General features: G+C 35.8%; 19 protein-coding genes. 14 read left to right on the top strand and 5 right to left on the bottom strand.

The window, feature by feature from the left end; translation table 11 throughout:
- Window positions 1–6 precede the first annotated feature (6 nt).
- From MHH73_RS12535 to MHH73_RS12510, 6 genes are all read left to right on the top strand, one after another.
- Window positions 7–690 (top strand): 4'-phosphopantetheinyl transferase family protein, encoded by a 684-nt coding sequence (locus MHH73_RS12535; RefSeq protein ID WP_191814379.1) that lies wholly within the window; start codon window positions 7–9, stop codon window positions 688–690.
- Between the two features lie 247 nt (window positions 691–937).
- Complete coding sequence (locus MHH73_RS12530; RefSeq protein ID WP_191814377.1) at window positions 938–2,521, top strand: PucR family transcriptional regulator; 1,584 nt, start codon at window positions 938–940, stop codon at window positions 2,519–2,521.
- Window positions 2,522–2,735: 214 nt separating this feature from the next.
- Entirely contained in the window at window positions 2,736–4,202 is a 1,467-nt protein-coding gene (locus MHH73_RS12525) for a CoA-acylating methylmalonate-semialdehyde dehydrogenase (RefSeq protein WP_191814375.1), read from the top strand.
- A gap of 16 nt (window positions 4,203–4,218) precedes the next feature.
- Window positions 4,219–5,571: an aspartate aminotransferase family protein gene (locus MHH73_RS12520; protein ID WP_191814373.1), complete on the top strand. Its 1,353-nt coding sequence runs from the start codon at window positions 4,219–4,221 to the stop codon at window positions 5,569–5,571.
- Between the two features lie 238 nt (window positions 5,572–5,809).
- Complete coding sequence (locus MHH73_RS12515) at window positions 5,810–6,097, top strand: DUF3219 family protein (RefSeq protein ID WP_191814371.1); 288 nt, start codon at window positions 5,810–5,812, stop codon at window positions 6,095–6,097.
- A gap of 117 nt (window positions 6,098–6,214) precedes the next feature.
- Entirely contained in the window at window positions 6,215–7,189 is a 975-nt protein-coding gene (locus MHH73_RS12510; protein ID WP_191814369.1) for a bile acid:sodium symporter family protein, read from the top strand.
- 152 nt (window positions 7,190–7,341) lie between these two features.
- Here MHH73_RS12510 and MHH73_RS12505 read toward each other — a convergent pair whose 3' ends face one another.
- Window positions 7,342–8,520: an MFS transporter gene (locus tag MHH73_RS12505; protein WP_225230611.1), complete on the bottom strand. Its 1,179-nt coding sequence runs from the start codon at window positions 8,518–8,520 to the stop codon at window positions 7,342–7,344.
- A 253-nt stretch (window positions 8,521–8,773) separates the two neighbouring features.
- Here MHH73_RS12505 and MHH73_RS12500 point away from each other — a divergent pair, with 253 nt between their 5' ends.
- The 3 genes from MHH73_RS12500 (at window position 8,774) to MHH73_RS12490 (ending at window position 10,682) form a co-directional block, all read left to right on the top strand.
- A complete protein-coding gene (locus tag MHH73_RS12500) occupies window positions 8,774–8,974 on the top strand; it encodes an IDEAL domain-containing protein (protein WP_191814366.1) in 201 nt (66 codons plus the stop codon).
- Between the two features lie 41 nt (window positions 8,975–9,015).
- A complete protein-coding gene (locus MHH73_RS12495) occupies window positions 9,016–10,083 on the top strand; it encodes a DmpA family aminopeptidase (protein WP_225230623.1) in 1,068 nt (355 codons plus the stop codon).
- Window positions 10,084–10,232: 149 nt separating this feature from the next.
- Window positions 10,233–10,682, top strand: coding sequence for a GNAT family N-acetyltransferase (locus tag MHH73_RS12490; RefSeq protein ID WP_191814364.1), 450 nt, complete (start codon window positions 10,233–10,235; stop codon window positions 10,680–10,682).
- Window positions 10,683–10,847: 165 nt separating this feature from the next.
- Here the strand turns inward: MHH73_RS12490 and MHH73_RS12485 are convergent, their stop codons facing one another.
- Window positions 10,848–11,870 carry a DUF1646 family protein gene (locus MHH73_RS12485; protein ID WP_191814362.1) on the bottom strand — a complete coding sequence of 341 codons (1,023 nt, stop codon included), beginning with the start codon at window positions 11,868–11,870 and terminating at the stop codon, window positions 10,848–10,850.
- 119 nt (window positions 11,871–11,989) lie between these two features.
- The gene (locus MHH73_RS12480; protein WP_404826094.1) at window positions 11,990–12,517 is read right to left on the bottom strand and encodes a GbsR/MarR family transcriptional regulator; all 528 of its coding nucleotides are present in this window, start codon (window positions 12,515–12,517) and stop codon (window positions 11,990–11,992) included.
- Between the two features lie 306 nt (window positions 12,518–12,823).
- Between MHH73_RS12480 and MHH73_RS12475 the strand changes: the two genes are divergently transcribed.
- From MHH73_RS12475 to MHH73_RS12460, 4 genes are read left to right on the top strand one after another with little or no spacing between them, the layout of a single operon-like run.
- The gene (locus MHH73_RS12475) at window positions 12,824–13,963 is read left to right on the top strand and encodes a betaine/proline/choline family ABC transporter ATP-binding protein (protein WP_341067173.1); all 1,140 of its coding nucleotides are present in this window, start codon (window positions 12,824–12,826) and stop codon (window positions 13,961–13,963) included.
- A 15-nt stretch (window positions 13,964–13,978) separates the two neighbouring features.
- Window positions 13,979–14,629, top strand: coding sequence for an ABC transporter permease (locus tag MHH73_RS12470; protein WP_191814358.1), 651 nt, complete (start codon window positions 13,979–13,981; stop codon window positions 14,627–14,629).
- A 16-nt stretch (window positions 14,630–14,645) separates the two neighbouring features.
- On the top strand, window positions 14,646–15,566 hold the full coding sequence (locus MHH73_RS12465) for an osmoprotectant ABC transporter substrate-binding protein (protein WP_445662544.1): 921 nt from the start codon (window positions 14,646–14,648) through the stop codon (window positions 15,564–15,566).
- A 12-nt stretch (window positions 15,567–15,578) separates the two neighbouring features.
- Window positions 15,579–16,262: an ABC transporter permease gene (locus MHH73_RS12460; protein ID WP_341067168.1), complete on the top strand. Its 684-nt coding sequence runs from the start codon at window positions 15,579–15,581 to the stop codon at window positions 16,260–16,262.
- A gap of 51 nt (window positions 16,263–16,313) precedes the next feature.
- Here the strand turns inward: MHH73_RS12460 and MHH73_RS12455 are convergent, their stop codons facing one another.
- The gene (locus MHH73_RS12455; protein ID WP_191814354.1) at window positions 16,314–16,463 is read right to left on the bottom strand and encodes a hypothetical protein; all 150 of its coding nucleotides are present in this window, start codon (window positions 16,461–16,463) and stop codon (window positions 16,314–16,316) included.
- Between the two features lie 130 nt (window positions 16,464–16,593).
- Window positions 16,594–17,271: a lysoplasmalogenase gene (locus MHH73_RS12450; protein ID WP_341067164.1), complete on the bottom strand. Its 678-nt coding sequence runs from the start codon at window positions 17,269–17,271 to the stop codon at window positions 16,594–16,596.
- Between the two features lie 91 nt (window positions 17,272–17,362).
- Between MHH73_RS12450 and MHH73_RS12445 the strand changes: the two genes are divergently transcribed.
- Window positions 17,363–18,724, top strand: coding sequence for an aldehyde dehydrogenase (locus tag MHH73_RS12445; RefSeq protein WP_341067161.1), 1,362 nt, complete (start codon window positions 17,363–17,365; stop codon window positions 18,722–18,724).
- Window positions 18,725–18,768: the final 44 nt, after the last annotated feature.

The raw sequence follows: 18,768 nt of genomic DNA, 5'->3' as shown, positions 1-18,768 counted from the left end.
AAAGGTATGCTTGAAGTTTTTGCTTGTCGATTACCACAAGTACAGTCAGAGGTAACTTTTCATCGTTATTGTGACTTTTTACCACCATTAAAAAAAGCACAAATCCACCGTTATAGGAGAATGGAAGATGCATATCGAACGTTAGTAGGTTATCTATTATTAAGAAAAGTACTTATGAAGAAGTTACCTAACGTTGATTTTACTATGATGCAATTCAGCAAATATGGTAAACCTTATATGAACTCAGACCCTTTGCTTTCCTTTAGCTTGTCCCATTCAGGTGATTGGTGTGTGTGTGCCGTTGGAACCGATGGAATGGTTGGGATAGATTTAGAAAAAGTAACTAAACCAAAGCCAGAGTTATACTCCCTTTTGTTTCGAGAGGAAGAAGAGTGTAGGGGAGCGAAAGATTTTTTTAATCGTTGGACGATAAAAGAAAGCTATTTAAAAGCCATCGGTACGGGTTTACTTATAGACCTTCAAGAAATTGAACTCGAAGAAAAAAATCGGAGTGAATTCGATGTCTACCATCAACAAAAATGTTATCCGGAAGGAAAAGTAAAGGTTTATAACTTTCTAAGGCAATATAGCTTATCACTTTGCACATTGTCTACCGAGGAAAGACTTCCTCAACACCTGCAACTCGTCACATTTGAAGAAATGATTGAACCCAGCGCACAAACAGTATAAAGCGCTGGGTTTTATTTACGAGCAACATTTATGAGATGGGACTCATAAAGCATTCTTGCTGAGGAGGGAGATTCGCTTATTTGGTTACGTGAAGGGAGAATGTTTGATAGGGGAATGCTTTAATGCGTTTAAATTGGAGTATTTCTTTTATTCAATTAACTGAATGTAATAAATGTGCCTATATTATTTGACAATTTGTCTAGTAATCAATTAATATTCTATATATTCAGAATATAGGAGGGCGAAAATGAAATCCTATTTAACCGTCAATGATATCTTGCAAAGGAAGCATTTTGATCAAATTGAAATCGTTGCAGGGAAAGATGGATTAGTAGATCAAGTAAAGTGGGTTCATATTGTTGAGGTAACGAAAATAGGTAATCTTCTAAAAGGCAATGAATTAATTCTTTCAACTGCAGTTGCATGGCGAGAGAGAAAGGAATTATTTATCTCAATTGTACAACAGCTAATTAAGTCGAATGCAGCAGGCTTGTGTATTGAATATGGTACTTATACGAAAGGCATACCTCATGAAATCATCTCAATGGCTAACAAAGCGAATTTCCCCATTATCCTCATATTAAAGGAAGTTCCTTTCGTTGAAATCACGCAGGATATTCATACTTCTTTAATTAATCAGCAATATGATATGTTAGCAAATTTAGAAAAAATCTCTCATATCTTAAATAAGAAACTTCTTTCTATTAATCATTATGATGAACTTTTGAAGGTCATTTATGAAGAATTGCAAGTGCAAATCCTATTGTTATTTCAAGATGAAAGTGCGAAGTTTTATCCTGTACTACCGGAAATAAAAAGAGAAAATATACTAAAGAAAGTGCAAGCCCAACAAGAATCATCACGTTTTGTCGTAAGAGCTACTATTGAACTTTTAGGTGAGAAATTTGCTGAACTTATCATTATTTCTTCATCCCATCAATTAACAGAATATGATCAGCTAATTGTAGACAGAACAGCTAACGCTTTAGGACAATTCTTTATTCGTGAATTATATGTAGAAGAAAAAAGAAGATTAGAAGAAAGTGAGTGGGTTAATTCTTGGTTAGAAGGCAAGGAAACGCCTCCTTCATTATTAAATCATGCATCTGCCTATTTACCAAAAACACCTAGAGGGGCAGTAGTATGTGTCTATCAAGTGGAAATGTTAGAAAACCTAACCTATTTCAAGTTGTATTTTCGCTCCATATTAGAACAAAAAGGTTTTTCCCTCTTAGCTGTTGAGAAGCACAAAGCCATTGTCTTTATTTTATTTAATGAAAGAGGGGTAACGGATTGGAAGAGGCGAGTAGTACAAGCAATTGAAAAAATGAAGCAATTATTCTCGGATATGCAATCAGACAAGACTTTCAACTTTGGAATTGGAAAATATGTTTCTGATTTGAATGCAGTACATGAGAGTTATCAAACGGCATTAGAAACGATTCAAGTCAATCAACAATTTTATCATCGTTCGCATTTAAGTATGTTTTATGATGATCTACATATATTTCGCATTATCTCAGTTGCCAGTAGACATATGAATTTACAAGGAATGATTGAAGAATATTTAGGACCGATGATTGCATATGATACGGCACATCAATCAAAGTTAATGGAAACATTAAAAATGTACTTAATTTGTAATGGCTCCAAAAAAGATACGGCACAAAAACTATATATTGTTAGGCAAACATTATATCACCGGTTGGAAAAAATTGAGCAGCTATTAGGTTCCGATTTTATGAGTCATGAGAAAAGATTGGCATTGGAGTTTATGCTATTAAGTTATGATTTTATCCAGCGCCCAATCGATATAAAACAAATCAAGTAAACTTAGAATAAACCGTCTCTAATAGTAGTCGGTTTATTTTATTTGTTCCGATTTTCTATTTGAGACACTGATTTCAAAACTGACCCTATTCTTTAATATAGACCGTTTGTTTAAGAATGACCGTTATCCTTTTTACAGTATGTCTAATGAAAAGAAGGTAGTAAATAAGAGATAATGAAATCAGAATAATCAATCTTTAATAGGAGGTTTGATGATGAGCGTAATTGAACAGGAAACAAAAACATTACAGAATTTTATTAATGGCCAATGGGTAGCTTCACAATCTACAGAAACAATGGAGGTGCCTAACCCAGCAACTGGTGCAATTATTGCAAAGGTACCTATTTCCACAAAATCAGATGTAGATCAAGCAGTAGAGGCAGCAGGAAACGCTTTTCAAACTTGGAAAAAAACACCGGTTTCAAAAAGAGCGAGAATTCTCTATAAATATCATCATTTATTAACGGAAAATCATGAAAGATTAGCAAAATTAATCGTAGAAGAGAATGGCAAAGCATATAAAGAAGCATATGGGGAAGTGCAAAGGGGAATTGAATGCGTAGAATTTGCCGCTGGTGCACCAACGTTAATGATGGGAGAAACTTTGTCGACGATTGCAGAGGACATCGATTCACAAATGTTTCGTTACCCACATGGAGTTGTTGCTGGTATCACACCGTTTAATTTTCCAATGATGGTTCCTTTGTGGATGTTTCCACTTGCCATCGCATGTGGGAATACTTTTGTTCTCAAACCATCAGAGAGAACACCTATTTTATCTAATGAATTGACGAAGTTGTTTATGGAAGCTGGTGCACCAGCTGGCGTCTTAAATGTTGTCCATGGCGCGCATGATGTGGTGAATGGCTTACTCGAACATCCCCTCGTTAAGGCGATTTCATTTGTTGGTTCTCAACCAGTCGCGAAATATGTCTATGAAAAAGCGGCTTCTTACGGCAAAAAAGTGCAAGCTTTATCAGGAGCGAAGAATCATCATATTGTTATGCCAGATGCGGATATGGAGAAAGCGATTGGTCATATTATTAGCTCAACATTTGGCAGCGCTGGCCAGCGTTGTATGGCTTGTAGTGCGGTCGTTGTAGTAGGGGAGGGATCAGAGTTTGTAGAAAAGCTTTCACAAGCAGCAGATGATTTAATCATTGGTGATGGCTCTAATGAAGAAGTGCTGCTAACACCAGTTATAAGAGATTCTCATCGCCAAAAAGTTTTAGGATATATCGAGAAAGGCATTGAAGAAGGAGCAGAGCTGTTACGTGATGGCAGGGCTGTTATGACAGAAATGGAAAAAGGTACATTTTTAGGTCCGACAATTTTTGATCAAGTCACACCTGATATGACAATTGCGAAAGATGAGATATTTGCCCCAGTACTAAGTTTACTGCGAGCGAAAGATTTAGATGAGGGATTAGCTTATATTAGTCAATCAAGATATGGAAATGGAGCAACGATATATACAAAAGATGCGCGTGCTGTCCGTCAGTTCAGAGAAGAAGCAGATGCAGGCATGTTAGGTATCAATATTGGTGTTCCAGCTACAATGGCCTTTTTTCCTTTCTCTGGTTGGAAGGATTCGTTTTATGGAGATTTGCACGTGAACGGTAAAGATGGTGTTAATTTTTATACTCGGAAGAAAATGATTACCTCACGTTTTGATTATTAATAAGGAGGGGAAGGGCATGGCTGAAATTAAGGAAGAGAAGGGATTGCTTAAGCAAGATGAAGAAGTCGTTTGGCATGCGATGAAACCATTTAGCCCTAATAGCACAATTATAGCGGAAAAAGCAGATGGTGCTTGGGTTACTGATCATGAAGGTAATCGTTATTTAGATGCAATGGCAGGGCTATGGTGTGTGAATACAGGTTATGGTAGAAAAGAGCTCGCAGAAGCAGCATACGAACAATTAAAAGAGATGGCTTATTTTCCTTTATCACAAAGTCATACACCAGCGATAAAGTTAGCTGAAAAACTAAATGAAATGCTCGGTGGCGGCTATGTATTCTTCTTTTCAAATAGTGGGTCAGAAGCGAATGAAACCGCATTTAAAATCGTTAGACAGTATTATAAGCAAAAGGGAGAACATGAACGCTACAAAATAATTTCTAGGTATCGTGGGTATCATGGGAATACGATGGCAACACTTGCAGCAACAGGCCAGGCGCAAAGAAAATATAAATATGAACCGCTCGCACCTGGATTTATTCACGTCGCACCACCTGATATGTATCGCCAACCGGAAGATGAAGCCTTGGCACCTACTAAGCTGCAATCAGTACAGGATATAGATAAGGTAATGACGTGGGAGCTAAATGAGACTGTGGCAGCTGTCATAATGGAACCAATTATTACAGGTGGCGGAGTGATTATGCCACCAGAAAACTATATGAAAGGTGTAAAAGAGGTTTGTGAGAAGCACGGGGCATTGCTCATTAGTGATGAAGTCATTAATGGCTTTGGTCGCACGGGTGAACCATTTGGATTTATGAACTATGAAGTGTCACCAGATATTATTACGATGGCAAAAGGGATAACAAGTGCGTATTTACCTTTATCAGCTACCGCAGTGAAAAAAGAAATCTATGATTATTTCAAAGGAACAGCAGAATATGATTACTTTCGCCATGTGAATACTTTTGGAGGTAACCCTGCTGCTTGCGCTTTAGCATTGAAAAACTTAGAGATTATGGAAGATGAGAAGCTGTACGAACGGTCAAAAACGGCCGGTGAAGCGCTAAAGAGAACATTACGTCAAAAGCTGCAACATCATTCTTATGTAGGGGATGTTAGAGGAAAAGGTTTATTAATCGGTATTGAGTTAGTAGAGGATAAGGCGACGAAGGAACCGTTAGCGGTGGAGTATGTGAATAAGATAATTTCCGGATGTAAAGACAATGGGGTATTAATTGGTAAAAACGGAGCAACTGTGGCAGGATATAATAATATAATTACACTTGCGCCACCGTTAAATATAACTGAAAGTGATATTGATCTTTTAGTTGATACGTTAACAGAGCAAATAAACAAACTTTGATTATACTTTGCACTGGCTGCTATAGTTAGCATGCCGGTGCTTTTTTCCATAGGAGTTAAATGTATGCGCAAAAATGTAAGCGGAGTCATGACTTGAGTAGATTTTTATTTCATTTAATTAACTTTTTTTATCTGGAAAAAAGATGGATGGTTTAATGTGTTTATGAAGTAAGCAAAACAATATAACCTCCCCTCATTATTTGCTAGAATAATAAATGAAAGAAAGGGAGTAGATGAAAATGGTTCAAGAGATTCAATTAAACAATTATTTATTACCTATTAATCAATTTAAGGAAACATCTGTAAATGGTTTAAAGCAAATTGCCATAGACTTTAAAGTAACGAGTGAGAACTATCATGATGTTGCCGTGCTTTTATATGAAGAAAACTTTGATGTGCAAGTGCCGGCGAATAATCTTAGAATGAAAGCCAAAATTATTCAATATTATACATCAGTAACAAACCTGTATCGTGAAGGTGAAATTGGCGACTATCATGTAACTTTACAGGAAATTTCGTGTGAATAATCAAGGGTAGCGTAATATTGTGCTCATAATGCATAATATTACGTTTTTATTTTATCGGAAAAATCATTGCTAAAAAGTGTTAAAATATATCTGTATAAAAAGAGAAAGGAGTGAGGGATGATATTAACGAAAATAAACAGTCAGTTAGATAAAATGATGCCCTTGATCACTCCTACCAGTGTCATATTAGGTATATGCTTTGCTGTCTATTTAAAAAACCTAGATCATCTTATCCCATGGATCTTTGCGTTTATGACATTCGCAGGTAGTTTGAAGGCAAATTTTACATCGATGAAAGAAGCGATCACCCACCCTTTGCCACTATTTATCGTCTTATTTGTTCTACATATTTTTATGCCATTGTGGGCATTTACTGTTGGTCATATCACTTTTCCAAATGATACTTATACAATTACTGGTTTAATCTTAATGATGGCAATACCTACGGGCATCTCTAGTTTAATATGGGTTTCCATTTATAAAGGCAGTATTCCATTGACGTTAACGATTATTCTCGTTGATACATTATTATCACCAATACTCGTTCCACTTACATTAAAGCTCTTAGTAGGGGCAAAGGTGGAAATGGATGTCATAAGCATGGTGAGTGGGTTATTCATGATGATTGTTATTCCATCTATTTTGGCAATGATTGTTAATTCAATCACAAAAGAGAAGGTTTCAAACATACTTAGTGCAAGACTTGCGCCATTTTCTAAAATAGGTATGGCTACTGTTGTAATGATTAACAGTGCGGTTGTATCATCTTACTTGACAGCCTTTGATTTACGCTTATTAGCATTAGTTGTCATCGTTTTCTTTATAGCCTTTACGGGATATTTAGTAGCCTTTTTAATTGCGAGAAAAATAGTAGGGAAAGATAGAGAAGCAGTGATTGCGATTACTTTTAATGGTGGGATGCGTAACATTAGTGCAGGCTCTGTCTTAGCCGTTGCTTATTTCCCACCGCCAGTAGCTGTGCCCGTTGTTATTGGCATGCTTTTTCAACAAATATTAGCGGCTTTATTTGGGATGATTATCAATAAAGTTGAAGAAAAGGATAGACTGAATGAGAGGAAAGAGGCAGTGTGACGAAGAAAAGAGACAGTCCCATGCAGGGGGGCTAATCTTGAAGTTGGTAGTTTTTGGTTAAACCATCATTAAAAACCCGAAAAGCATTTGAAACACAATTGGAAAATGTTTTTCGGGTTTTTCTATTAGGTTCTTTTTTTCTTGCAACATAGTTAGCGGTTCTTTTTCATTTGTAATAACATGCCAATATAGATGAATAAAGAAACAACAACTGAAATGGCAGCGACGATGTAGATAGAGCTATATCCTAAGTAAAAAGCAATTTGTCCAAACATAATTGATCCAATACCGATTCCTAAATCAAAAAAGGAAAAGAATGTGGCATTGGCCATTCCTCTTCGATTAATTGGTGCTTCTTTAACAGACCAAGCTTGCAGAGCTGGTTGGATGGTACCGAAACCAAAACCGTATAAAATAGCCGCGGTAAATAGAATCGCATTACTTGGTAACCATGCGAGTAGAAGCATGGCTACAATAATAAGGAGCACACCTGGAATAAATACAGCTTGATGCCCTCTTTTATCATAAATTCTACCTGCAAAAGTACGGCTGATGAGTAGAGCTAAAGCATAGAGAAAGAAATACCATTCAATTCCATCAATCCCTTTTTGTAATGAATAGATAGGTAGAAATGTAGCAATCCCTCCAAATGTAACGGTAACAAAGAAGATTAATATGGAAGGTGGGAGAGCGGATTTCTCGTAAACATCAAACTTTTTCTTCTCTACAACACTAGCAGTATGGTCAACTTCCTTATATTTTATGAATGATGAAAGGATAAAAGCAGCGAGTCCTAATAAAGAACAAATAAGAAATAAGGAGGTAAAACTAATATTACCAATAAGTGCTAATCCTAATGTAGGACCAAATGCAAGCGCTAGATTACCTGATAGACCAAAGTAACCCATCCCTTCTCCCCGTCTTTTCTGTGGAATAAGATCTGTTGCGATAGTCCCTGATGCTGTTGTAGAGAATCCCCAGCCTAATCCCTGAACTAATCTGAGTATGAGTAGAAAGGCAATACTCGTAATAAAGCCAATGACGCCAACGGAAAGAACGAATACAGCGAGTCCGATAAGAAAGACAAATCGCCTGCCTTTTGATTCCAATGCATGTCCCGCAAAAGGGCGCATAATAAGCGATGAAAAGGTGAATATCCCGATGACTAATCCGATTAATTGATCATTGCCACCAAGTTCTTCGACAAACAAAGGCAATGTTGGTAATGTCATTTGAAAACCTAAAAATACAAAGAAGTTTGCAAAACAAATTAATGTAAAATCCTTTGTCCAAATTCTTTCTTTTTGTAATGAATTTGTTGATTGATCCAAATACCCCACCTCGTTTACAAATATATATACCAATAGATATATTTTGATTCCCTAAATATCCATTATAGTAAAGAAAATTATATTTGCAAGGAAGTGGATAAACTATTTTAAAAAGGTTTATCTCAAGATATTACTGGGTAATATTTATATTAACAACTATTAAAAATAGTGTATAAGATTAATTTCATTTAAGAATTGAATTATCTGAAATTTTTTGTTATAATAGAAAAAAGGTCAAGGGGTTGATTTCAAAATGGAAAAGTACACGCTTAACTCAACAGTCCAAACCGATGAAAACCAATACTCAGTCGTAGCGGAACAAGTGTTAAATAAGGCTATACTTGACTTCAGAATGAAAAAGCTCCGCCAAGAAATTGATAACGCTCTTGAAGAAAGAAATGAAGAGAGATTTATGGCATTAACTGATGAATTAAATAAGTTAACAAATGAATAAAAAAAAGCAACCTTTCTTCGAGGAAGGTTGCTTTTTTGGTAATGAAAGAAATGGAGAGAAAAGGATTGAAAATACGAGACAGAGGAATAATCATTGGTAGGATACCTACAGGGAAAAATAATTGCTTGATTGATGTTCCAGGGGTGAGAGTTGGTCATAAAACCATTGATGAAAAGACGGAAACAGGATATGCCTGTACAGGTGTCACAGCAATTTTGCCACATGGTGGTAATTTATTTAAAGAAAAAGTAGTGGCGACATCATATGTTATTAACGGTTTTGGTAAAACAACGGGGTTGGTACAAGTAAATGAATTAGGACAGATAGAATCGCCCATTATGTTAACCAATACATTTTCAGTCCCGGCTGTTACACAAGGTACCCTACAATATATGTTACAAGAGAATAAAGACATTGGAGATACAACAGGGACGATTAATATCGTCACCGGAGAGTGTAATGATGGTTTACTGAATTCAATAAGAGAAATGGTTGTTACGCCAAAAGATACGATGGAAGCGATCTCGCATGCTTCAACAAATCCAGTGGAAGAAGGTGCAGTTGGTGCAGGGAAGGGGATGATATGTTTTGGCTATAAGGGAGGGATCGGTACCTCTTCTAGAAAATTGTCAATAAATGACGAAACATTCTTTCATGTAGGATGTCTCGTCTTAAGTAATTTCGGAGGAAAACCTGAATTCCCTTTTGAACGCTATTTTAAAAACAGCGTAAATCCTCCTTTAGCGTTAGATAAAACAGCTGATGGTTCGATTATTATTGTATTAGCAACAGATGCTCCTTTAAGTGATCGGCAATTACATCGAGTTGCTAAAAGATGTGGAATTGGACTGGGAAGGACGGGGAGCCATTATAGTCATGGTAGTGGAGATATTGTGATCGCTTTTTCTACTGCAAATACAATAAAGCATCAACAATCAGCTTATTTGAATACGATGAAAACTTTAAGAGAAGATCATTCGATTATGAATGATCTATTTGTAGCAGCAGCAGAAGTAACAGAAGAAGCAATTATGAACTCATTATCCCAAGCCGAAACGACTGTTGGCAGAAATGACACGGTTGTACACTCCTTATTTGATCTAGCTTAATGTAAGAAGAGGATCAACATGTCCATACGAGCTGTTTCTGTATGAAGAAATATCCCTTCTTTTTGTTTGCATTTGTAATGTCGGATACATTTGTCTGTTTATGGCAGGCAAATTTCAATATAAAATGTTTAGAAGGAGAAAAGGTATCTATGGGATATGAATATATTGTTTACAATACAACCCCTGAAGCAAAAGTGTTAAATGATATTTTGAAACTTCATAAAGACATTTTTGGAACCTCAGATTCTTTGATTAGCCACATGCAGCGTCAATCTAAATTGTTGGTTATAATTGCAAAGGATGGCGAGAAAACAATCGGATATAAGATTGGGTATGCCATTGATCGCACGAAGTTTTATAGTTGGCTAGGTGGAATAGATTTTAATTATAGAAAACAAGGTATTGCATCAATGCTAATGAAGAAGCAACATCAGTATTTAAGAAATAATGGTTTTCATATTGTACAGACAAAAACAATGTATAAGTGGCGAAATATGTTGATTTTGAATATAAAAAGTGGGTTTGACATTATTCATACTTATACAAATGAAAAGGGCCTACATAAAATCATCCTTGAAAAGAATTTACTTAATAATTAGACCAATATAATTCCTTTATCTTAGTTATTCGCAAATTTTTATTCATCTACAAATATTGAAGCGGAGACATTTACGATTCAATTTGTCTCCGCTATTCCTCTATTATGTGAAGTTTTAATAATATAAATCATCAGCGTTTTGCCAGAAAGATAGACATACAAATGGTTATTGTATAAACAATAGCACAATAAAAAAAGCAAGCATACATACGAGTCCGATAGGTAATCCGATTTTCGCCCATTCTTTACTAGTAATATTTAATTTACCGGCTGCAATAATATTCGGGATATTGCCGGGAACAAGCATTCCACCGCTGATTAAAAGACCGAGTAATATCGCTTGAATGGTCTGATCACTCATAGAAGGGCTAATTTCCGCAGCAGCTAATGTCGCATTATCAAGTACTGCAGATAGCATATTTATCCAGTACAGAGCTGAAGGTGTGAGGTTGATTAAATATTGGTTAATTAAAGGTTCAAATCCAGCCCCTAAAAATGTTAACCCCATGACGAAGAAATAAATTTTTAATGAACGGATACTTATTTCACCGTATCCTTCTGCTTCATTTTGCCCCATTTTACTGAATTTATCTGTTTGACTAGGTGGCTTAACTAAAATAGCGGCTAGTAAGCCGAAGAATAATAGGGCAATTAGAATTTCTTTACCAACTAAATTGATAAGGAAAAAGAAATCCTCATTCAATTTACTAATAGCAATTGTGGAAAGTGGTTCACCAATAGGTGTTAAAGATGCCCCTAAACCAATAGAAAAACAGGAAAGAACAACAAAAATGAGTAATGACCGTCTATGTAGTGTAAGGGAAGAAGTGATAAGGACAAGAATGAGTGCGGCAATAATAGCAGTAATAACACTTGAAATTAGTCCTAAAAAGATCACTGTGAAAAAAATAAAAAACCAAAAGGGTACACGTTCACTAACATAGACGACTGAATTTTGCAATCCACGCTGAAACCACTTGAATAAGACACCTGCAATAAAAACCGCTATAGCGATATTAATTGGTGCAATTGCTGCTTTAAAAAATAATGCTTCCGTATAGACTTGACTAATAAAAACAGCTAGAACGCCCATAAAGAAAAGAAATATTTCTAAATTCTCTTCGACTACTTTTGAAATAAAGGGCAGAAATAAGACAAATAAAAAAATGATGATCAGTCCAGTTAACATATAACAATCCCCATTTAATTGTTTTTCCTAACCTTTAGTAATGGTTGGATATGTTATATATATGAAAAGAAAGGACAAACTTTACAATAAATATTTAAGAAAAGTTTCATGCCGTTTTTTTAGTATGGCTTCGGTACATGTTTAAATACTTCACCACTTTCAAAAAATTCCACAAGATTAGCCAACCATTTGTAGTATTCCATCCATTCCTTTGCTTCAGCCAATAAGTCATTTATCTTTAATTCATCTTCGATCGTAAGTTCCTTTTTTGATGTGATATTATGAAGTTCTTCTTTTATTTTCTTTTCAAATTGTTTGTTTTTTTGTATCGCTTTTTGCCAATTGGAAGTGAATAGTGATACGAACGTTTGGTAGTAGTCTTGTTCTACGTTGTATAAGTCTTTACGGATGCCTTTCTCGAATACTTTTTCCGCAATATTTAGCTCCACCATTTCTCTTACTACTTGACTCATTCTTGTTTTGCTCATGCCAGTTGCTTCCGATAATTCGCTAAGTGTCATCGGTTTTCGGTGCATATAAATAATCCCTAACACTCTGCCGACAGTCGAAGACACACCATACGTGTTCATATTATCCGCTATTCTATCAACAAAAATAGATTCAATATGATCTAAACTTTCGCTCAATCCAATCACCCTTTCAATATAAGGATCATTTAGTTAATGACAATGTACCATATTTGAAAAAATTTACATAATCATACTTTGTAGAGTAATTCGTATGATTACGTAGCTATTATAAGATATAACGAGTAAAAACTTTATACAATATTTATTTTAACTATTTTTTATAAAATATGTACACTTTGTAAACTTTTTATTTTATAAAGTTTATAATATACTATATTAAGTAAGTAAAAAGTCTGATAAGAAGATTCATTTTACGGTGAAATGGGTATTATGCGGTAGAGGAAAAAAACGGGGGTGTTATAAATGCTGAAATTTGAGCATGTGTCAAAAAAGTATAAGGGCGGCAAAATAGCTGTTTCTAATCTGAATTTAGAATTTAAAAAAGGTGAGTTCATTGTATTTATTGGGCCAAGTGGTTGTGGGAAGACAACAACAATGAAAATGATCAACCGCTTAATCGAACCAACTGAAGGCAAAATCTTCATTAATGGTGAGGATATTATGGAGAAAGATCCAGTAAAGCTAAGAAGAGAAATCGGTTATGTCATCCAACAAATTGGTCTATTTCCGCATATGACCATTCAAGAAAACATTTCTCTTGTGCTTAAGCTTTTAAAGTGGCCAGAAGAAAAAAGAAAAAAACGGGCAGAGGAGCTTCTTTCTCTCGTTGATATGACTCCGGATTATTTGGAGAGATATCCTCATGAACTGAGTGGAGGTCAACAGCAGCGTATTGGTGTCTTGAGAGCGTTAGCCGCTGATCAGCCGTTAATCTTAATGGATGAACCTTTTGGTGCACTCGATCCGATTACGAGAGATGCCCTACAAGATGAATTTAAAAACTTGCAGAAGAAATTAGACAAAACAATCGTTTTTGTTACGCATGATATGGACGAAGCTCTTAAACTAGCAGATAAAATTGTCATTTTGCGTGATGGACAGCTTGTACAATGTGGGACTCCTGAGGAAATTTTACGAGAGCCTGCCGATGAATTTGTCGAAGAGTTTATCGGAAAAGAAAGATTAGTGCAAGCAAAACCAAACATTACAACAGTTGAGCAAATAATGAATGCTCATCCTGTCACGATTACAAGTGATGAGCAGTTATATAATGCGATAACTGTTATGAAAACAAATCGCGTAGACTCATTATTGGTTATTGATAAAGAAGGGGTTTTAGAAGGATATATTGATGTAGAAGCCATTGATCAAAATAGAAAAAAAGCAAAAAGCGTAGCAGATATTCTAAATCCGGATACATTTTCTGTGCAAAAAGATGCCCTTGTACGTGATACGATCAGGCAAATATTGAAGAAAGGGCTGAAATATGTGCCGGTTGTAGATGAACAAAAACATCTTGTCGGTATAGTGACAAGAACAAGCTTAGTTGATATCGTTTATGACTCTATCTGGGGAGACGAAGAGCTGGAGCGTGCACAGTAGAAGGGAGAGATGTAGATGAGTGCCATAATGGATTTTTTAAATAATAACGGTACGGAATTATTGATCAAAACTTGGGAGCATTTATATATATCAGTGATCGCTGCAGTTCTAGGTATCATTGTAGCAGTCCCTTTAGGTGTACTTCTGACAAGATTCGAAAAAGCCGCATCACCAGTAATGGCTGTGCTTGGCATGATTCAAACAATTCCAAGTTTCGCAATCTTAGCGTTTTTTATTCCTATTTTTGGAATTGGTAAAGTTCCTGCCATTATTGCTTTATTTTTCTATTCAGTCCTGCCTATCTTAAGAAACACTTATACAGGTGTGAAGGATGTTAATAAAAGCTTATTAGAAGCTGGGCGTGGGATGGGCATGACTGGATGGGAAAGAATCCGATATGTAGAATTACCATTATCCATCCCTGTTATAATGGCTGGTATTCGTGTATCGACTGTATACTTAATCGGTTGGGCTACTTTAGCTGCTTTTATTGGTGCAGGCGGTTTAGGTGATTTTATTTTTAGTGGATTAAATTTATACCAAACTGAGTTTATTATTGCAGGGGCGATTCCAGTTACGATACTCGCATTAATCGTTGATTTAATACTTGGAAAGTTAGAATATAAGGTTACTCCTAAATCAATGCGTGACAAAAAAACAGCATAAGGTGGTGATTAGTTTGATAAAAAGCAAAAAAATCTTCATGACGATGATGTTAACTATGACTCTTTTATTATCAGGCTGTTCACTTCCTGGTTTAACCGGATCGAGTGAAGATTCAATTTCAATTGGAACAGTGGCTACATCTGAATCACAAATTGTCGGTCAAATAATTAAACAGTTAATTGAAGAAGAAACCGATCTCAGTGTCAATATGGTTAATAACCTTGGGTCTTCTATTGTGCTTCATCAGGCAATGGTGAGAAATGATGTAGATATATCAGCCACTCGCTATACAGGGACAGATATTGCAGGAGCTTTAGGAATGGAGCCGGTACTGGATCCTAATAAGGCAATGGAAGTAGTCCAAGAAGAGTTTAGCGAGAGATATAATCAAAAATGGTATGATTCATTTGGATTTGACAACTCGTATGCCTTTACCGTAACAGCTGAATTAGCAGAAGCAGAGAATTTGGAAACGGTATCTGATTTAGAGAAGTTAGCAAATGAAATAAATTTCGGTGTAGATACTTCATGGTTGAATCGTGAAGGAGATGGATATGATGGTTTTGTTGAAACATATGGCTTTGATTTTTCGAATGTGTATCCTATGCAAATTGGACTTGTTTATCAAGCAGCGGCATCAGGAGATATGGATGTCGTTTTAGCTTACACGACAGATGGGCGTATAAAAGCCTTTAATTTAAAAGTATTAGAAGATGATAAGAATTTCTTTCCACCATATGATTCATCTACTGTTGCGAGTAAAGAAATTTTAGAGAAGTATCCTGAACTTGATCCATTATTAGAAAGATTAATAGGAGAAATAAGTACTGAAAAAATGCAAGAATTAAATTATGCAGCAGACGGGGAATTAAGAGAACCGGCAATTATTGCTGAAGAATTTTTAGAAGAAAATAATTATTTCCGTGATAAGGAATAGGGGGTGGCATAAATGGATTTGATTTCTGACTTACTGACGTATTTTATAAATAACGGTTCTTATGTATGGGAACAGTTCTTTAGACATTTTCTAATGTCAGCCTACGGGGTATTATTTGCAGCGATAGTGGGTATTCCGGTTGGCATCTTAATAGCGAGATATGCGCGTTTAAGTAGTGTAGTTCTCTCGTTAGCAAATGTCATTCAAACGATTCCTGCACTCGCCATGCTCGCAGTATTAATGCTTGTTATGGGCCTTGTAACAAATACAGTCGTTTTTGCACTATTCCTTTACTCCTTATTGCCAATTATTAAGAATACTTATACAGGAATTAGGAATGTCGATCATACTTTAATTGAGTCCGGTAAAGCAATGGGTATGACAAAATGGCAAATATTAAGAATGGTAGAAATACCGCTTTCCCTTTCTGTCATTATGGCAGGGCTTCGAACAGCATTAGTCATTACAATTGGTATTGCAACAATAGGTACTTTTATTGGGGCTGGGGGCCTTGGTGATATTATTATGCGTGGAACGAATGCGCAAGACGGAACGGCAATCATATTAGCTGGTGCTATTCCAACAGCATTGATGGCAGTAATTGCTGATGTGATAATGGGTTGGTTGGAAAGAAGCTTAATGCCAGTGAAGAAAAAGAAACAGGGTCGAAATACGCAAGGAGAGGCTACTGCATAAAAAATGATGGTGATTCAATATGAAAATGAATCACCATCATTTTTTTTGTTCTTAATTTCCGTAACCATTTAACCCCGTCCCGAACGTATCAAATTCTGGTTTTCTTTCAATTCTTTCAGCAGCTGTCTCAACTGTCTCTAATTCATTTTCCTGATTTTCGCCATTATCTTGTGAATGAAAAGAATGTTGTTTCTTGTTCATACTGGTATCCTCCTCCTACAATGGTAAGATAAACATAAGCCTAAAAGGGAAAGAAAAACATTTGCCTATTGTCATTCTATGCGATTGCCCAATTTAGGTTATCTCTTTATTTTAGCATAAATTTCAAAAATTATCCTTTTGTTGGAATAGGTGTATTCGGTTTTTGTTTCTTCACTTGATTTACTGTTAAATGAAACAAGCTAAAAGCTATTAAAAATTGTGCTATATAGTAGGTAATCATAATAATACTTCCTGAAAAAGGAACGGACGAAATAAATTTATTCCATGCTAACACACTATCAGAAATAACAAAGAGAAAACTACCAATTATGGCATACAGTTGCCCTGACATAATGGCGGACCAAAACATCAATGATATGACGGCAATGTAAAGGATGACAGGTATAATTAATTCATTTTCGTTGCGGTAATTTAGGGCTGTAATAAACTTCGAACTCATAAAGATACCATAAGCAAGAATAGGAATAAAAGAAAGAAACCTTGCTAAAGAGTAGTCCCAGACCTTAAAAAAACCTATTGTATAGAAAATATGGCCGATTAAAAATGCAGTTAGTCCCACAACAAACCATATGAGTAAGCCGTCACCAAACATACAAAAAATAAGACCGAAAAAAATAAAATGGTAATGAATAGGTTTATTTTCTTGCTGATTGCGATATGTGTATAGAATAATAAGAAGCATCGGTACTAATTTAAAAAAGATCTTCATGGCTGTCGGTTGCTCAGGTATAAAAAATATATAAAGGACAGCAAATAGAAGAATTAAAATTGGCAGTTTCTTGCGCATAGGATTCACCTCATTTTTTAGTATATATTCAAGAAAGTAAAACCATTTTCCTGCAGGAGACATAACATTGAAAGTAGAAAGAGGGAAGAGCATGGACAATAATATTTTAGCACAGCAAAAAGCATTCTTTCATACGGGTAAAACAAAAGCTCTTACATACCGAGTGGACGCATTATATACATTAAGAGATTTAATTAAGGATAACGAAACTAGCATTGCCGAGGCGTTGCAAAAAGACTTACGGAAATCATTTTTTGATTCTTTTTTAACAGAGATTGCAGTCTTGTTAGAGGAAATAAAATTTACCATTAAACATGTGAAAAAGTGGGCGAGACCTGCAAAAGTAAAATCAGCTTTAACTACGATTGGTTCAAAAAGCATGATTTATCCTGAGCCATATGGGAATACATTAATCATTGCACCATGGAACTATCCTTTTCAATTAGCGATTGCCCCACTAATTGGTGCGATTGCGGCAGGGAACACAGCAGTCATCAAACCTTCTGAATTAACCCCTCACACTTCTCGTTTAATTGCGCAACTTATCGCGGAGCATTTTCCGCCTGAGTATATTACAGTTGTGGAAGGAGGCGTGGAAGTAAGTGAAAGCTTATTAGAAGAATCTTGGGATCATATTTTCTTTACCGGAAGTGTAGCAGTTGGTCGAAACATTATGCAGGCAGCCGCTAATCATTTAACACCTGTTACGCTAGAGCTGGGAGGAAAAAGTCCAGCAATTATTCATCACGACGCCCAAATAAACCATGCGGCAAAAAGGTTAGTATGGGGGAAATTCTTGAATGCTGGACAAACATGTGTAGCACCCGATTTTGTTTATGTCCATCAAGATATTCAGGCTGAGTTTCTTAAGGAAGTCACAGTTCAGATCGAACGTCTTTATGGAGAGAATGCGATAGAAAATCCAGCTTATACAAAGATCGTCAATGAGAAGCATTTTAAAAGGCTTTCTACATTTTTAACAAATGGTCAATCTTATTATGGAGGGAGAGTGGATCAATCAAATCATCTGATCGAACCGACCATCTTAACCGAAATTAATTGGCAGGACCCGATTATGCAAGATGAGATTTTCGGTCCAATTCTTCCAGTATTGTCTTATAAGGAATTAGATGATGTCATTACCAAAATAAAAGAACAACCGAAACCGCTAGCACTTTATCTTTTCTCAGAAGATGAAAAAGTCCAGCAAAAAATCTTGCAATCCCTTTCGTTCGGTGGTGGTTGTATCAATGATACAGTGATGCATTTAAGCTCACCACATTTACCATTTGGTGGTGTAGGCAATAGTGGGATTGGTTCTTATCATGGACGGGCAAGTTTTGATGCATTCACGCATTATAAAAGCGTCTTAAAACAAACAACAAAAGTGGATTTTCCATTTCGATACCCGAGCGAAAAGTCATTAAAGCTATTGAAAAAGTTAATTAAATAAAAAATAGAGAAGGGCTAAATGAGTAAGTAAACATCTGTCTCATT

Origin of the sequence: Cytobacillus sp. FSL K6-0265, assembly GCF_038003465.1 — a bacterium.
Classification (GTDB): domain Bacteria; phylum Bacillota; class Bacilli; order Bacillales; family Cytobacillaceae; genus Cytobacillus; species Cytobacillus stercorigallinarum.
The sequence above is the reverse complement of the archived record's forward strand: the minus strand, read 5'-3'. Positions and strand labels throughout refer to the sequence as shown.

Excerpts from the sequence above, each read along its gene's own strand:
- MHH73_RS12535 (WP_191814379.1), top strand. The coding sequence starts at position 7 with ATGCTTGAAGTTTTTGCTTGTCGATTACCACAAGTACAGTCAGAGGTA.
- MHH73_RS12530 (WP_191814377.1), top strand. The coding sequence starts at position 938 with ATGAAATCCTATTTAACCGTCAATGATATCTTGCAAAGGAAGCATTTT.
- MHH73_RS12525 (WP_191814375.1), top strand. The coding sequence starts at position 2,736 with ATGAGCGTAATTGAACAGGAAACAAAAACATTACAGAATTTTATTAAT.
- MHH73_RS12520 (WP_191814373.1), top strand. The coding sequence starts at position 4,219 with ATGGCTGAAATTAAGGAAGAGAAGGGATTGCTTAAGCAAGATGAAGAA.
- MHH73_RS12515 (WP_191814371.1), top strand. The coding sequence starts at position 5,810 with ATGGTTCAAGAGATTCAATTAAACAATTATTTATTACCTATTAATCAA.
- MHH73_RS12510 (WP_191814369.1), top strand. The coding sequence starts at position 6,215 with ATGATATTAACGAAAATAAACAGTCAGTTAGATAAAATGATGCCCTTG.
- MHH73_RS12500 (WP_191814366.1), top strand. The coding sequence starts at position 8,774 with ATGGAAAAGTACACGCTTAACTCAACAGTCCAAACCGATGAAAACCAA.
- MHH73_RS12495 (WP_225230623.1), top strand. The coding sequence starts at position 9,016 with ATGAAAGAAATGGAGAGAAAAGGATTGAAAATACGAGACAGAGGAATA.
- MHH73_RS12490 (WP_191814364.1), top strand. The coding sequence starts at position 10,233 with ATGGGATATGAATATATTGTTTACAATACAACCCCTGAAGCAAAAGTG.
- MHH73_RS12485 (WP_191814362.1), bottom strand. The coding sequence starts at position 11,870 with ATGTTAACTGGACTGATCATCATTTTTTTATTTGTCTTATTTCTGCCC.
- MHH73_RS12475 (WP_341067173.1), top strand. The coding sequence starts at position 12,824 with ATGCTGAAATTTGAGCATGTGTCAAAAAAGTATAAGGGCGGCAAAATA.
- MHH73_RS12470 (WP_191814358.1), top strand. The coding sequence starts at position 13,979 with ATGAGTGCCATAATGGATTTTTTAAATAATAACGGTACGGAATTATTG.
- MHH73_RS12460 (WP_341067168.1), top strand. The coding sequence starts at position 15,579 with ATGGATTTGATTTCTGACTTACTGACGTATTTTATAAATAACGGTTCT.
- MHH73_RS12455 (WP_191814354.1), bottom strand. The coding sequence starts at position 16,463 with ATGAACAAGAAACAACATTCTTTTCATTCACAAGATAATGGCGAAAAT.
- MHH73_RS12450 (WP_341067164.1), bottom strand. The coding sequence starts at position 17,271 with ATGCGCAAGAAACTGCCAATTTTAATTCTTCTATTTGCTGTCCTTTAT.
- MHH73_RS12445 (WP_341067161.1), top strand. The coding sequence starts at position 17,363 with ATGGACAATAATATTTTAGCACAGCAAAAAGCATTCTTTCATACGGGT.